This window comes from Vibrio brasiliensis LMG 20546 (assembly GCF_000189255.1).
GTDB lineage: Bacteria > Pseudomonadota > Gammaproteobacteria > Enterobacterales > Vibrionaceae > Vibrio > Vibrio brasiliensis.
Genome location: NZ_AEVS01000071.1, coordinates 134,081 through 149,819, shown reverse-complemented (window position 1 = coordinate 149,819; position 15,739 = coordinate 134,081). Strand labels below are relative to the sequence as shown.

14 protein-coding genes are annotated in these 15,739 nt (G+C 46.6%); 4 read left to right on the top strand and 10 right to left on the bottom strand.

Annotated features, from left to right (window positions below):
- Nucleotides 1-21 precede the first annotated feature (21 nt).
- Entirely contained in the window at nt 22-1,839 is a 1,818-nt protein-coding gene (locus RH46_RS12195; RefSeq protein WP_006879767.1) for a hybrid-cluster NAD(P)-dependent oxidoreductase, read from the top strand.
- 45 nt (nt 1,840-1,884) lie between these two features.
- On the opposite strand, the gene RH46_RS12190 is transcribed toward RH46_RS12195, so the two are convergent.
- Together RH46_RS12190 and RH46_RS12185 are read right to left on the bottom strand one after the other, a co-directional pair.
- Nucleotides 1,885-2,796, bottom strand: a complete 912-nt coding sequence (locus RH46_RS12190; protein ID WP_006879766.1) for a sensor domain-containing diguanylate cyclase — start codon at nt 2,794-2,796, stop codon at nt 1,885-1,887.
- 137 nt (nt 2,797-2,933) lie between these two features.
- Complete coding sequence (locus tag RH46_RS12185) at nt 2,934-3,833, bottom strand: DMT family transporter (RefSeq protein WP_040895755.1); 900 nt, start codon at nt 3,831-3,833, stop codon at nt 2,934-2,936.
- Between the two features lie 98 nt (nt 3,834-3,931).
- On the opposite strand from RH46_RS12185, the gene RH46_RS12180 reads away from it, so the two are divergent.
- On the top strand, nt 3,932-4,720 hold the full coding sequence (locus tag RH46_RS12180) for an AraC family transcriptional regulator (protein ID WP_006879764.1): 789 nt from the start codon (nt 3,932-3,934) through the stop codon (nt 4,718-4,720).
- Nucleotides 4,721-4,866: 146 nt separating this feature from the next.
- Nucleotides 4,867-5,568 carry a phosphonate utilization transcriptional regulator PhnR gene (gene phnR, locus RH46_RS12175; protein ID WP_006879763.1) on the top strand — a complete coding sequence of 234 codons (702 nt, stop codon included), beginning with the start codon at nt 4,867-4,869 and terminating at the stop codon, nt 5,566-5,568.
- A gap of 84 nt (nt 5,569-5,652) precedes the next feature.
- Here phnR and RH46_RS12170 read toward each other — a convergent pair whose 3' ends face one another.
- The 7 genes from RH46_RS12170 to RH46_RS12140 are packed head-to-tail and all read right to left on the bottom strand — an operon-like array spanning nt 5,653 to nt 11,341.
- Nucleotides 5,653-7,398: a bifunctional lysophospholipid acyltransferase family protein/GNAT family N-acetyltransferase gene (locus tag RH46_RS12170; RefSeq protein WP_006879762.1), complete on the bottom strand. Its 1,746-nt coding sequence runs from the start codon at nt 7,396-7,398 to the stop codon at nt 5,653-5,655.
- A 1-nt stretch (nt 7,399) separates the two neighbouring features.
- On the bottom strand, nt 7,400-7,852 hold the full coding sequence (locus RH46_RS12165; protein ID WP_006879761.1) for a hypothetical protein: 453 nt from the start codon (nt 7,850-7,852) through the stop codon (nt 7,400-7,402).
- A 14-nt stretch (nt 7,853-7,866) separates the two neighbouring features.
- Nucleotides 7,867-8,304 carry a YHS domain-containing (seleno)protein gene (locus RH46_RS12160; RefSeq protein WP_006879760.1) on the bottom strand — a complete coding sequence of 146 codons (438 nt, stop codon included), beginning with the start codon at nt 8,302-8,304 and terminating at the stop codon, nt 7,867-7,869.
- Nucleotides 8,301-9,047 (bottom strand): NRDE family protein, encoded by a 747-nt coding sequence (locus RH46_RS12155; RefSeq protein ID WP_006879759.1) that lies wholly within the window; start codon nt 9,045-9,047, stop codon nt 8,301-8,303. Before RH46_RS12155 ends, RH46_RS12160 begins: the two co-directional genes overlap by 4 nt.
- Before the next feature lie 2 nt (nt 9,048-9,049).
- Complete coding sequence (locus RH46_RS12150) at nt 9,050-9,598, bottom strand: DinB family protein (protein WP_006879758.1); 549 nt, start codon at nt 9,596-9,598, stop codon at nt 9,050-9,052.
- 26 nt (nt 9,599-9,624) lie between these two features.
- Nucleotides 9,625-10,755: an ATP-grasp domain-containing protein gene (locus tag RH46_RS12145; protein ID WP_006879757.1), complete on the bottom strand. Its 1,131-nt coding sequence runs from the start codon at nt 10,753-10,755 to the stop codon at nt 9,625-9,627.
- Nucleotides 10,739-11,341, bottom strand: a complete 603-nt coding sequence (locus RH46_RS12140; RefSeq protein WP_006879756.1) for a DedA family protein — start codon at nt 11,339-11,341, stop codon at nt 10,739-10,741. Before RH46_RS12140 ends, RH46_RS12145 begins: the two co-directional genes overlap by 17 nt.
- A 447-nt stretch (nt 11,342-11,788) precedes the next feature.
- Between RH46_RS12140 and RH46_RS12135 the strand changes: the two genes are divergently transcribed.
- The gene (locus RH46_RS12135; RefSeq protein ID WP_006879755.1) at nt 11,789-13,576 is read left to right on the top strand and encodes a M28 family metallopeptidase; all 1,788 of its coding nucleotides are present in this window, start codon (nt 11,789-11,791) and stop codon (nt 13,574-13,576) included.
- An 81-nt stretch (nt 13,577-13,657) separates the two neighbouring features.
- On the opposite strand, the gene RH46_RS12130 is transcribed toward RH46_RS12135, so the two are convergent.
- Nucleotides 13,658-15,718: a hypothetical protein gene (locus RH46_RS12130; protein ID WP_006879754.1), complete on the bottom strand. Its 2,061-nt coding sequence runs from the start codon at nt 15,716-15,718 to the stop codon at nt 13,658-13,660.
- Nucleotides 15,719-15,739 lie beyond the last annotated feature (21 nt).

The following is a 15,739-nucleotide window of genomic DNA, read 5'->3' as shown; positions in this document are numbered from 1 at the left end:
TATTATCGCTTAGGATAAGCAATGTCAGCTCCAACTCTTTCCCAAATCAATGTCTATCCGGTCAAGTCTGTCGGTGGTTTATCACTATCAACCTCCTGGGTTGAAAAGCAAGGTTTGATGTTCGATCGCCGCTTTATGCTAGCGTTCTCAGACGGCTCCATGGTCACCGCACGTAAGTATCCGCAAATGGTAAAGGTTCAGTCTAACCTGACTCCAGACGGCATTATTTTTACCGCGCAAGGCTATCAACCACTGCGCATTCGTTACTCTGAGTTTAAGATGCAACAAGCGCCAGCTCAGGTATGGAAGGACAACTTTGTCGCCTATACAACCACTGATGCCGCAGATGATTGGTTTAGTCAGGTTTTAGGGCAACGTGTTGAGCTGCTTTACTGTGGTGAACAATCGAACCGAGTACGTGAGAAGCTAGGGCACAACGTAAGCTTTGCTGACGGTTACCCAATGCTAGTGATTAGCGAAGCTTCACTGTCTGAGCTTAACCGCCGCAGTCCTGAAACTCATTCCATGGATCAATTCCGCACCAACTTGGTTGTGTCTGGTACTGAGCCTTTTGAGGAAGACAGCTGGAAGCGTATTCGTATTGGCGAAGTAGAATTTGAAGCTGTGAAGCCATGTGAACGCTGCATTCTTACTACGGTAGATGTTGAGAAAGGTGAGTTTCGAGCCAGTAAAGAACCACTAAATACCTTGTCCCAGTTCCGAGCTAACGAACGAGGCGGTGTGTTTTTCGGCCAAAACCTGGTCGCTCTGAATGAAGGTGTGATTCATCAGCACGATAAGGTTGAAGTATTGGAGTATAAGGACAAAGAGGTTTATCCCGATAATACGCCTAAGACACTGTACATGACTTGTGTCGAACGAGAAGAGATTGCACGAGACTTCATCACGTTCTGGCTGGAACCGCAGCATGGTGAACTGCCAGTTTATCAACCGGGACAACACCTACCTATCTCCTTACGAATTGGCGCTGAAACGGTCGCACGTCGTTATACTTTATCATCCAGTCCGTCACGTCCTGGCCGTATGGCAATTTCGGTTAAGCGTATTGATGGTGGTCGAGTGTCGAACTGGCTGGCTGACAACCTTGCTATTGGCGATACACTTACCTGTGAACAGCCAGATGGTAGTTTTCACTTAGGCGGTCAGTCCCATCAGCCTCTGTTGCTTCTTTCGGCAGGCAGTGGTGTCACACCAATGTTGTCGATGCTGCGTTATCTGGCTGATCACCAACAACTGGAAGATGTGGTGTTTTATCACCAGTGCCGCAGCGTTGAAGATATTCCATGTCAGCAGGAGTTGGATGAGTTACGTCGTCAGCATCCGGGTTTAACAGTGCTTATTTCTCTGTCACAGGCTCCGATGGATTGGTTCGGCTTAAAAGGGCGTTTAACCTTAGCCCACCTGAAACAGGTCAAAGATGTTGAGCAGCGCCAGGTGTTTGTTTGTGGCCCTGACGGCTTTATGCAGAAAGCGAAAAACCTGCTGCTTAAGAAAGGCTTACCTGAAGAAAACTACCACCAGGAAGCGTTTGGTGTAAGCCAGATTTCTCAGCAGCCACTTAAGGAGTTGATGTTAAGTGTCAACGGCTATGTGTTCAAAGGTGATAACCAGAAGACGTTGCTGGAACAGGCTGAAGATGCGGGTGCGCCAATTGCGAATAGTTGCCGTGCTGGCTTATGCGGAGCGTGTAAGGTGACCGTTGAATCTGGCAAGATCCATCAGCCGGACGTTCCGGCGCTGCAGGAACATGAGCGCAACATGGGAATGGTACTGGCGTGTTGTAGCGTACCGCAAACGGATATTGAAGTGATTAGCTAACCTAAACTTTGAGATAAACAAACAGCCCTCAACAGGGCTGTTTGTTTATTCGATATAGGTTTGATTACGCCCCTGATGCTTGGCGCGATATAAAGCATTATCAGCGCGACGATAGAGATCAAGAAACTCATTATCTCCGGGGTTAAGTTGTGTCACGCCGCAACTCAGTGAAAATGGCTTATGTTGACTGTTAAGTGACGATTCGAGAAATTGTATACGCAATCGCTCAGCAATCTGGTACGCCTCGTCTTGATCTGTACGATTGAGGACAACTAAAAACTCTTCACCTCCGATACGCCCACAGCAGTCTGTCTTTCTTAAGTTGTGACGAATAATATCGGCCAGCTCTACGATGACATTGTCGCCAAAGTCATGACCATGGTCATCATTGACCTGTTTGAAATGGTCAATGTCAATGATGATACAGCAGAGTGGCAATTGGTTGAGTTTTGCTGCGTGGTAGGATTCAGAAAAGAATTCCCATAGCTTGCGACGATTGTACAGTTTGGTTAGCTCGTCGGTATTCGCTTGCTCGGTTAGCAGCTCTCGCATATGGACGAGGTCGGTAATGTCCGTCGATACACCAATAAGACCGATGACCTCTTTGGTCACTTTGCTAAAAATGGGTTTCTTTATTGCCCGATAGATTTTGAGCTTGCCGTCAGGTTTAGCGCGAGTGCGTTCCTCGTTAGTAACTGTCTGACCTTGTTCGAATACCATCTTGTCACTGTGAAGAATATCGCTGAGCATGTCAGCATGGAAAAATGCGTCGTCGGTTTTACCGACCAACTGTTCGATAGTGGTATTAAAAAGCTCGAGGGTGAGTTGATTGGCATACAGGTATTCTCCCTTACGATTCTTGATGAAGACGTAAGAGCCAATCTCGTTAAGGACAACTTCGTGGAGAGCAAAGTTGCCTGGGTTACTGATGTCGTCTATACACTCTAGCTCGATCATTTAACCTCCTAGCGGGTATGAGGCATGACACAATGGCTAAGAACTTGAACTACATACACAATACGCTGTAGATCACGAGTCATTAGGTTATAGAAAAAGCCTCTTCTATAACCTTATACCCTTTTTCGTATTAAGTTTTAGATCTGTTCAATATTATGTGAGATTTTTGACGTACGACCTCGCAATTTTAGCTGGGAGAGCAACACGCCAGTTACAGTGAGTAAGCCGCCAATCACATGATAATCACGCACTGTCTCACCCAGCAGAGAGGCGGCGAGAGTGATTGCAACCACAGGCATCAGATTCATAAACATTGCACTAGAATCTGCGCCAATTAAATCAATTGCTTTGACCCACATCCACGGTGCTGCGATAGAAGCGGCCAGTCCTGCATAGGCGATGAGAGGCAGAGCCTGTTTGGCAGGCAATAGCTGTTCGCTTGAGAGCCAGAGTGGGGTCAGCATAATCAGTGCAAGCGCGCCTTGCATATAAACCATAGTCCAGTTGGATAGCGGCATCTTCCAGCGCTTTAGCAGCACGCAGTAGGCGGCATAACAAACTGAAGCGATGACCATGATCCCATCGCCCGGAGTTACCTCTTGATGCAGAAAGAAAGTCGCATCGCCTTTGCCGAGCATAAACACCAGTCCGGACAATGCCAGAACACCACCGACGATACTAATTGGCGATATCGGTTTTCCGAGCAGTGGTACGCTGAGGAAAATTGCAATCAAGGGCACCAGAGAAGTAATCAAAGCCATATTGGAGGCAGTCGTCGTCAACCCTGCGTAGTAGGAAAGAGACTGGTTGAGAACCATGCCGAGCATGGCCAAAAATGCCAGCTTGGCTAAATTTGGTCTGATAATTTGCCAGCGTTTGATGACCTTTGGCAAACAGAATGGAGTGAGGATGACGATCGCCAACAACCAACGATAGAAGCTCATTGCACTTGGCTCTATAGTTTCAGCGGCCATCTTGTTTACGATGGCATTACCGCCCCATATAAAGACGGTAAAAAGAGGAAGTAGGTAAACCATAGCAGCACCAGGCAATGTGATAGACACTGATAAGTTTGACAGGTCGATATAAAAATATATATCTTTAAAAAGACATTGTGAGTCATAGGAAGACAGGTTTGAGAAAATCGGCAAAACACCTTCACCCCTCGTTATCGATCGACAAGGCACCATCAGATGTGTTTATGAATTTCGAGGCATTTCTTTCCAATACCGAAACCCGGATGCACAGCCACCCATGGGGGCAAGTACAGTTAATCAGTGGCGGTATTTTAGAAATGGAAGCTGAAGGAACGCGGTTTTTGGCGCCACCACATCTGGCTATCTGGGTTCCAGCAGGGGTAAGGCATACCAGTTTTAACCGCAAGCCGCTCTCTTACTGTTCACTGAACATAGATCAAGCCTTTACTAAGGCGTTTCCTGACTGCACCAGTTTGATCAAGGTGACGCCGATAGTTTCAGCCATCGTCGATGATTTCCGTCGACGAGAAATTAACGTCGCCCAGTCTGAGTCTGATAAACGTCTGGTTCAGGTGCTGCTTGACCAGTTGGCGACTCGGGATACTCAGCATCATTTTCTACCTTCAACCGATAATAAATATTTGGCGAAGATTCTGGCGGCAGTGGAAGAGAATCCCGTCGACAACACCAGTCTTTCTCAATGGGCTGAACGTGTGCATACCACTGAAAGGACGTTAGCGAGACACTGTCAATCCGAGCTTGGAATGAGCTTTACCGAATGGCGATTACGAGTGCGCTACTTGTACTCAATGGACTTGTTACGCAAGGGGCATTCAGTTAAAGAAGTCGCTTTAACGCTCGGCTATAACCAAGCCAGTCCATTTATTGCCATGTTCAAGAAGTACTCCGGGCAAACTCCGGAGCAGTATAAAGGGCGATTGCTTTAAGGGCGTTAAGCCGCCATCATCTGCGGTGGTATTTATCTATTCAAGTGACACCGTTTCCGCGTTAGATTAAACACTAACGATGGGTCGGCCTAGACTGGCTACTTTTAAATCGCACTCAAGCCTGGTGGAATCAATAAGGACATAGCGTGCAGTACGTAAAAATTAAAGATACGATTGTTGAACAGATTGAGGCGGGTATGCTTGCCTCACGACAAAAGCTCCCTTCTGAGCGTAAGTTAGCAGACTCGTTTAGCACCACGCGTGTGACGCTGCGTGAGGCATTGTCCTTGTTGGAAGCGGAAGGTCGTATCTATCGTGAAGACCGTCGTGGCTGGTTTATTTCACCAGAGCCATTGCATTATGACCCAAGCCAGTCGTTGAGTTTTCCAGATATGGCTAAGGCGCAAAACCGCATTGCGAAAACTGAATTGTTGTCGGCACAAGCGATTCTGGCTAATAAGCAAGCGACGGCGCTGCTTAATCTACCACCATTTTCTGATGTCTATCAGCTAAACAGGGTTCGTTATCTGGAAGAAAGACCCGTGGTCTATGTGACAAACTATGTCCGTCCTGAATTGCTTAACAACTTACTCGACTATGACCTGACCCACTCGTTGACTGATATCTATCGCGAACATTTTGCCGTGACTTACCATAAAACCCGCTATCGAATTGCCGCGACAATATTACTTGGTGAGGTAGCTCAAGCTCTGCGGGCAACGGTTGGCACACCAGCCATGCTAGTAGAGAGAACTAACTACGCTGAAAATGGTGAATTGATTGATTGTGCTATCGAGTATTGGCGTCATGATGCTATTAGCATCGGCTCTGTTGCTGAACTGGTATAAGCGAATTTGATTCAGACTAAGGCTCCCGATTGGGAGCCTTATTCGTTGCTATAAAACCTATCAGTCAATAACCCTTGGTCGGCTCTAATGGTGTTTATCCAAATACGCCTGGGCTTGTTCTTTACCCATATATTTACCCAAGGTTCGCGCGGGTACCGTTGTTAAATCAACCACGATTAATCCGTCCAGAGCGTAATTGAACGCTGGGTCAACGTTGAAGCAGACCAGTTTTCCATTCATGCCTAGATACTGTCTCAATAATACCGGCAACCCCTTTCCTTGTTCTAAACGACTTAATACCTTGGATAGCAGCGGTAGCTTAGATAATGAGCTGAGCATATCCGGGCGCCAGAACTCTTTGCCACTGCTCTCTAACGGGGTTGTGGGTGTCACCAGCTTAGCTTTGTCATTATCGTAGTAATGGACGGACATAACTGAGGCGATAAGCTGTCTCGCGACTGGACTGTAATCATTACTAATACTCACCGGACCAAACAGGTGGGTGTATTTCGGGTTGCTATCGACGAAGCGCGCAATACCTTTCCACAATAGTAATAATGAGTGCATATTACGCTGATATTGTTTAGCGACCACAGAGCGACCCAGTTCGATTGACTGCCCCAGACTCTCGACAAACGCCTGATCGTAGTTGAATAAACTGGTTGAGTAGAGAGCATCGATTCCCCCTTGAGCGATCAGTTGATCAACCAAGCCCAGTCGATAGGCGCCAACTAAATCGCGATTGGTTCTGTTCCAGACAAACAGTTGATAGTAGTGCTGATCAAATCTGTCTATATCGCAGCTTTGACCACTACCTTCACCGACCTCTCTGAAACTCTCTTCACGCACACGACCAATCTCGCGCATCATACCTGGCATTGCAGGAGTCGGAGCGCAGTAGACCTCGAAGTCTCCCTGCTCTAACAGTTTGTATTGCGCCAGATTCGAAAGTTCACCTTCGAGAGTGTCGACTGCTAATGGAGCAATAATCGGCTCTGCATAGTTTTCCTCTAGGTTCGCAGATTGCTCATTGTCCATACTTCCTATCAGATAGGTGTTTAAGCGGAAGTATTGGGTAATATCTTCTTCATTATCAAAGTCTTTGATTTCACTGTAAGGGATCGGATTACCGACTGAGACTGATATTGTCTCACCAGATTTGTTGAGTAGCTCTCGACCTAATAACGCCGTCCTAAGCAGTGGGTGAATTCGTCCTGCCTGATAGAACAACTTGCTGTTCATACCTTTAATAAACAGCGGAACAGTGGTCGCTTCAGCATGCTTAACAAACTTGGCCACCGACTTGCTCCAGGTATTGTCGGTAATCTTATTCTCACTTGCTTGCCATGATGATACTTCACCGGCAGGGAAGATAATCAAGACACCGCCTTGCTTGAGGTGGTGGTTAGCCTCTTTGATGGCACGCCTGTTGGTTTGTCGCGCCTTTTCGCCACCAAACACATCGACACCGATAAACAACTCGTCAAGCTCAGGGATACGCTTAAGCAACTCGTTAGCGAGTACTTTGACATCCTTACGCACCTGAGAGATCAACGAGGCGAGGATAATCCCTTCGATACCACCAAACGGGTGATTAGCAACAATCAGCACTGAGCCTTCAGTTGGAACATTATCAAGACTGCCATGGTCAATCTGGTATTGAGTACCAATTCGGGCTAAGGCTTCCTGCATAAACTCAAAACTGTCTTCCGGCAAAGCATCTTGCTGATAGAGGGAGTCCAGCGTAGAGAGGCCTGTTGCCCATTCGACAACAGACTCACCAATACCAAAGGGCGTTTTACGTGGTAAGCGGAAAGGACTATCAATCATACTAAGCTCCTTGCGCTAGTAATTTATGAGTGAAGCTGCCCTGGGTTTTAATATCGCGAACAAACAGAAACAGACCGCAGCTCCAGACGATACATGCCATACCAAACAGCAGGCCACCATCGTTACCTATTACTTCACCCATGGCGTTAAACTCGGGCATCACGACACCAAGTGGGGTAAATAGGTGGAATACAATAGCGCCAGTCATAATGCCGGCACTCATTGCTGCGCCGACACCGTGAAAGCGTGTGAACAGCAGGATTGAAGCAATCAGTTCTGCAAAACCAATCAGATAGCCGCCATAAACCCCAAACCAGCTAATGCCAGACCATTCCCCTAAGGTGCCGAAGATATGTTCAGTTTCGTAAGACCCCGAAAACTTAAAAAACAACGACTGAATAAAAACAAATGCGATAAACGCTGATGGAATATGCTTTAACGGAGCAAACTTCATGTGATAATTCCCAATTATTGAATCAGTGTTGGCCAGTTTTTGTCAGCTTGTGAGATATGGCCTGCACGGTCGTCATCCCACCAGTTTTTAACTTCGGCGTTATAGTTGAGGTAAAGTTTGCCATCGACGATTGCCCACTGTTGCGGATCGGAAGGAGCAAAATCATTTTTGGCCGAAACTGCCCAGGCGCAGTAACCACCGTACTGGGGTGCATAGGCCTCCGGATCGGCTTTGAACGTGTCAAGGTTGGCCTGAGAGGAGAAGTACCAATCCGCTCCTTTATATTCAGTTTGCCATTTGCTATCACCTTTCACTGGTTTGCCTTGAGTAAAGTAGGCCACTGTGTCATAGCCGCTCACCGCCTTGTTGCTAAAAATGCCAGTTGAGATTTCGTCAGCTGCCAGAGCCGGTAGACTGAACAGGACGATGATTAGGGCAAATAACTTTTTCATTTAAAAACTCCTTGTTCGACAATGCTGTTTTTGAGGCAACTTAAGCTAGTGCGAAAATCAACATTGCGATGGTTGTCGATAGACTGGTAATGCATTTCTTGTTTAGTAGAAGACACGACAACTGAAGTAAAACTTACAGTGCGTGCATCATTTCTCGCCATTAAAGGCGAAAGGTGTGGGTAGTTAATGTCATAGGTAAGATGAAACAGTCGTCCAACTTCCTGACTTGCTACTGTAGTCACTAACTCGTTAAAAAGTTCCCGGCGATAGTGACGTGCATCGTCAAAGTGCTTTGCCGCAGAGACGATAGGGGCAAAGGCATGAGAACGGTTTAACTGTTTCCCATCCCAGGTCCAGAGCACGGTTTCATTGGCCGTCCGTCTGGTATCAAAAGAGACCACGGTAAAAGGTGCGAATGATGTTAAGTCCATCACCAGTAAGCGATCGTCGACAGTCTGACTTGAGCAACTACTCGCAAGGCGTTTAATGATATTTCCGCGACTGACAAGCGCACCAGAAGGCGTTTCGCCTTGATAAAAGTTGAGTAAGCAGACCGTGACACCATGCTCGTTGGTTGAAATCCAGCTTCCGCCGCCAACGGGGTCAATCGGCATCAAACAATGAACCCCGTCTATGACAACACTTTGTGGTTCAAGTGCTGGAAGACGGGAGCGTTGCTCGTCTCGGTTAAAGTAGACTTCATAGTGATTGTTGCCGTGATAAAGCCAGGATAATGTACACATCGCTATTGAGCCCTTTGATAAGTTGCTGTTGTTGGTGCAACGCCAAAGTGCCTGTCTGAGTCCAGACCACGGATTGAGGCGACCACTTTCGCCATCGCAAAGTGATGAGTGGCGTGAAGCGCAGCAAAGGTCAGCTCGCGAACTAAAGTGGAAGAAACTTCTTCGACATGAGTTTGCGAAAGCATAACTTCCGTCTCGACGCTTACGGTTCGATTGAGCTGATTTGACGGCAACTTAAATAGCCACTCGATCAATTCACGGATCTCCTGCTTAGCGACTTCAAGCTGACGTTCTACGCTATGACCACGGCGACGGACGTTGTAGTCGATTGTCGTTGGCTCAAGCCTGATTGCGTGGAACAGATCCAGCCAGTGGCGAAAATGTTCTCCAATTGAGCTGCTGACATGAGGGTGAGCGATATAGACGTAATCTTCTTCGTTGAGTGATTCGAGAAACTGGTAGCCCTGATTCAGGGTTTCGATGCAACCCACGATCGCTTGAGAAGCGTGTATCTGCTCATGTGCGTTTGGGTGTGTCGTTATATTTTTCATCTTCTATTCCTAAGCTAAGCAGCGAGTTAATCGGTCATCGGGTAAAGTTGGGTTAAGCGCTTTTCTTCTTTCCAGGCTTGCAGCAATGCGCCAAGTGTTGGGGTGCGATAACCTTGCTTCTTGTGTTTAGAACCAATCTGATAGAGCAGGCGATACTGCTTTAAAAGGGTCGAAAAAATATCGCTCAGAGGTGTGTCACTATCCCAAATGTGGGCGGCTTCACTGCTGGCGCCATTGATCTCTAAAATGTCGAATAGCTCGCCATTCATCAGAGTGTGAATATCGCGGAACTTGATATCGAGCCGGCCGAAATTAAAGCCTTCGAAATCACCAAGAACCTCATCCAGTTTTTGTTCCAGAGCTTGAGTAATGAATTGGTTGCCGTCTCGGAATATAGCGCCTCGCGAATGACTGCCAGCAAACGCCAACTGAAACTCGTCTTTAGCGGGTATTACGACATCGAGTTGTTGTTGGTGGCGTGGCAGATAAAGGTGCTGCAACTTGCCAGCGCGAGGACACTGCTCAATGAGCTGTTTTAATGTCGATTTACCATCGCCGATGACTCGAGGCGAATACTTCAATGTGATTGATATGATCTTTCCGCGCGCTTCGCCCGGCTGCCTTACATAAAACACGCCAGCTTCGGCACTGTATTGAGACTTCTGTTGCAGCAGAAAACGACCCGAAACCGGGAAGCTTTCGATGTAATCTTTTAACTGAGCATCGCTATGAATGAGCTTTACGCCGACACCACGACAGCCCAAGTCGGGCTTTGCGACCAGAGGATAAGTGAGCTTAGCGTCTAGCAGCCGATGTTTAGCGTCGGCTAATAACTCTTGGCTAGGTTGGTGACCTTTGGTCAAAGTGATAAATGGCAAAATCCACTGCTTAGTCTCTTTACCCGCTGAAGTGAAAATATCGTGTTTTGACTCGCCGACCATGCCACTGAGTTTGATGGCTGGGTTGGCAATTAATGGCAATGCCCAATCACGATGGATAACGCTGAGCGCGGCACTTTGCACGACGACGGGCGCATAGAAAAACCATGCAGGCAAGAATTCAAACGGAGAAATAATGCGTTTAGGCTGGTGGAGAACGGGCATACCCGCGTTGACCATCCCTTGTGGAATCATTTCTATGTTAGCGAGCTGTGTCATACGCATCCCTTAAAAGTACTCTGGAAATCAGTTTGTTAAGCAATAGCATTAGGCAAATTCCGAACGGAACCAGTAACCAACCTGTCTGACTGTCCTGTAGCCATTGCGCGTTGCCAAGTTGAAAAAAAGAACCAAAAACGATCAGCGTCCATAGAGCAGTAGCAGTGATTACTGCGAGGAAAAACTTAGTTTTTGGCACATCAAGAAAACCACTTAGAGTGAATCCAATGGTTCTTAAACCGGGAATGAACCGGATGATGAATAGGGTGATAAAGGCTTTATGGTGTAATTTACGTCGCATGCTTCTAGCGCGCTGGTAACGAAACAGGCGATAGCGTAGAAACCGAACTCGTTGCGCAAGTTTTCCAAGCAGGTAAAGGCCCAGATCGCCAGTGCTGATGCCAACAAAAATGGCCAACAGTGCAACAGAGGTGGGCATTGCTTGCTCTACGGCCAAGGTCGCTGCAGTTACAATTGCCAAATCCTCCAATAGGTAGGAGAGTAAAACGACGCCAAGAAACAGCATGGTTAAGGTCACATTAGTTTGCAGTAACCAGGCTTCGATTGTGGCGGTTATTTCTGTCATCACTCTTCCAAACTACCTATCGCTAAAAACGATGTTTAAAACGGATGCAAATCATTGCTTGCAGTCATCAGTAGCGATCTGGAATTCACACAATTTCTAAATGCTACTCAGCTAAAGAAAGGGCAGGTGAGTGAAAAATTTCATACTAAGGCGATATTTACTCGCTGCTAGTGCGATGAGACTACTCCGAGATCAGTCTTTGTAGACCGTAAGATTAGCCCTTATGTGTAGGTTTAGTCGGAACTAATTAGGTTACAGTTCTGGCAGGTAAATAATCATTTATGTTGGTTCTGTGATTGCAATTCGATTACATATGTAATTAATAAATCTAATAAAAATGACGAATATGATATCGCTCCATTTAATTAACATAATTTATATTTAACATTTTCATAACCTTTATTGTTCGGCAACTATATGTTCGCGGTTTAATATAAGGAGTCACAAATGCAAGTAAGCATCACAACAACAAAAACTATGCTCGCGACGGTTATCAGTTCAACCCTACTCTCAGGGTGTTACTGGGATGATCCGGAAAAAGCAGCAAAATACGTCAGTAGTAAAATTGACCGTGACGAAGTGGTCGAGCACTTAGTCGAGTTAGAAGGTAGAGCTTCTAAAACCAGTGATGGCAGTTCCGTCACTCGTGCAGCCGGCACTGAAGGTTACGCGCAGTCGTTAGACTATATTGTCGATACTATGCGTGAGCACGACTACCAGGTTTCGATACAAGAATTTGATTTTAGGGCGTGGGAAGAGCTTGCGGGCACTTCGCTAAACGTTAATGGTGTGGATCTGGTTAGCGTCAGAAACGCAGGGGAAGGCGTCGAAGCAGACTTTGCTGTGATGTCTTACTCAGGTAAATCAAATGGCCCACTGGCTGAAGAAGTCGCTTTCGTTACTCCAGACTTTAGATTCGATGCGCCAGATTACGATGATACCGATGGGTGTGAATCTTCGGACTTTAGCGGTAAAGATATCACCAATAAGATTGCCGTTATTCAGCGAGGCGGTTGTAGTTTCAGTACTAAGGTCGTCAATGCGCAAAACGCTGGTGCTAAAGGGGTGATCGTCTTTAACCAAGGCAATGCAGAGGGCCGTACCAGTGTGGTAAACGGAACTCTAGGTAATGATAGTACAGCGGTTATCCCGGCTTTTGGGGCTCGTTATGAGTTAGGTAAACAGTGGTACGAGCTAAGTCAGACAAGTGCAGTGCCCGTTAACCTTCAGGTCGATGTTGAAGATGAAGTCGTGTTAACGCAAAACATCATCGCAGAAACTAAAGGTGGCGATGAGGAACAGGTGATTATGTTAGGGGCTCACCTTGATTCTGTTCCGGAAGGCCCTGGTATTAACGATAATGGCTCTGGTACAGCAGGCCTGCTTGAATACGCAGTGACACTTGCAGACCTTAAGGCACCGGTGAAGAATAAAGTACGCTTTGCATGGTGGGCAGCAGAGGAAGCGGGTCTGGTCGGCTCTGAATACTACACAAATGATCTGTTTGCCCCACTTCGTGCTCAGGCTGAACAAGAAATCCTTAAAGAGCTGGGTCTTGACGATCCAAGTCAGTTAACGCCTGAACAGCTAGACCTTGTCGATGCCCGTTACTACGAGTTGAATAAGGTTAAGCTCTACCTCAACTTCGATATGATTGGGTCGCCAAACTATATCTTTGGCGTGATGGATGGCGATTTGTCCGATACCAAGGATAGCCCGGATAACGCGTACACTGGGGATTTCGAGCCTCCATACGGTACATCGGATATTGAATCTACTTTCAACAGATTCTTTAGTAATAAGTCACACTCTACTGTGCCGCAAGCACTATCTAAGCGTTCTGACTATGCAGGGTTCGCCGATTGGGGCGTGGCGTTTGGTGGCCTGTTTACGGGGGCGGAAAACGTGAAATCTGCTGAGGAAGTTGAACAGTTTGGTGGCGAAATTGATGTGGCTTACGACAAATGTTATCACCAGGCGTGTGACGACCTGAACAACATTAGCCAGACGGCGCTATATGTAAACACTCAGTCACTTGCCTATGTGACAACCTTCTACGCATTTAGCCAGCCAGTGTTCCCAGAGCAGCAGGCTGAGCCAGTAAGCACAATGCGTGCAATGGATGTTCAGATTGCTCCTGCTGACAAGCTTCGCGTCGGGGATAAGCTAAAAGCGGCGGACAGCGTGTCGGATCATGACCATTTCCATGGCGATTTTGACCAGGATCGTGAGTAATCGTTTCTGAGTCTGAAATATAACAAAAGCCGCGTAGCTTAGGATACGCGGCTTTTTATTATGTTTAGAAGAGCAATGTCATTAAGGCTTGAGGTCCTTACCGAGAGTTACCCAGGTCCCACGCTCTAATCCACTAATATTGACACCAGTGACCTCACTCACTTGTGAGGCGTTCGTTGGCAACCATTCGATATCGATTTGCAAAAACTGGTTATAGACCGATTCTGAAACCCCCTTCATTTCAAGGATATTAGAGAGGCGTCTAGGTCCCCAATCCATACCGGGGATCTCTGCCCATTCATCTTTAAATGAACTGGTCATGAGTTGCGCTGCGACCTTAAGTTTTGGACCGGAAATATCGCTAAACTGGACGTAATTAAGACCACCACTATGCACTGTCACAGCCTTATTGTTAAGGACGAACAACTCTTTGACATCGCTACCCACAAGTGTCACTTTTTTAACCTTGGTGCGAGATTTATTATTGAGAACGTATAGTGCATTGTTGGTTACTGCGGCAGAATACTCGCCATTCGGAGACGTTTTCAAAATGCGTACCGTACTATCCACATCCAGTGAAGCGAGTTGAGTCGCAGCGGTTGTTTTTTCAACCCAAATAATCTTATTCGACTTCAGGCCAAACAAGAGTTGATTATTTGCAGCAAAGGTTGCGGTCGATGCGTTGGTCACGGCAATAGTTGCTGGTCTTGTCTCTCGAAGTGTGCGTGAGTTGAGTAAGACTGCATTACCACTTCCGCCGTCATCCACCACGAGCAGCTCTGTTTCATCAAGTGACGGAACCACCACATTTTGTGTCGAGCTTAATGCAAAACTCTCACTCCCCATTGACAGGGAATCAGCTTTTAATCTGCGAAGCTGGTCAGGGCTGCTATAGCCACCGTCGAGTTCCGCCAGAATAACGTTTTGTGAATAAAGAGGTTTTATCCAATTAAAGTTGTCATTGAAACAACCCTTTGCTCTTTTGTCCGTAGTCTTAGGGATCGGAGTAGGTTTAGGCTTAGGCAAGGGAACACTGCCGGATGCACTCGCGTAAGCATCTATCTTTTGAGTGTGGCTAGCTGCCTGAGGTTTGTTTTCGTAAAGACTGGCTAAGAAAACGCCGCTTGAACTTTCCGCACTCACCTTAGTACAGGTTTTACTGTTATTACTGCTGTAGCTGTTCTTTGGCTGGTAAAGCTTGTAACTCTGTACACTGTTCAGAGCAGGTACTATTTGAACCAGTTTATGCTCTTGTGCTTGTTGTCCCAAAAGGTCAAGAATGGTTTCCCAGTCATAGTGATCGTCATCATCATCGTCATCATCGTGAGATGAGGCTGACGAGTAGGCATCAAACTGAAGCTCCTCCTGAAGTTGACGTGCCGCCTGAAGTTCTGCTACCTCAAAGCTATTGGTGTTGGTGTTGGTGATGTCTATTTGTTTAACACTTTCCGCAGAATCTACCAACACAATCTTGTTGTTTGCTGGGTTAAATGCAACAGATTTTGCCTCAGTCAACGAGCTATCAGTTTGCGAGCCATGAATGAATAGCTGACCATCAAGCGATACGTGTCTGTTTGGCTCATTTCTGAGATCAAATCCTGATAAATCAAGGGTTTGGTTGGCAATCATTACATCCAGTGCATGGGCGATGTTGAGCATTGGACCATGTTCACCTTGTGTCTGAGCTTGACGCAAAGATTGCAGTAAGGTTTCTGTTTGCTCTTTAGGTCCTTGCGTAGACGAAGCGGTTGAAAAGTTGACCCCGACTTTGTCTCCGAGAGCAGTCTGCAGATAGGATGAAGCTTGTGCTGGCTCTCCATTTAACGTTGGGTTAAACAGCATTTCACTGTGGATCAGAGTCGTGAAAGGAGAGACCAGATCGGCCCCCTTTGGTGCCGTGAGGATAGCACCATCATCGTTAACAATATTAGCGTAGTCGCCTGTGAAGGCAATCTGTTGTTCGTATGTACTGCAAGTGCCATCTGAATCTGTGTCTGCACATGGAGTTAAATTCGAGTAGCGGTAAACGTTTGATGAAGTTTGTGCTGAATCTGAATCCCCAGAACCTCCACCACAAGCAGAAAGTAGTAGCGCTCCGGATATGCTAAGTGCCAGATTGCATAGTGAGTGTTTTTTGAGCATATATAACCAATAATTTTAACA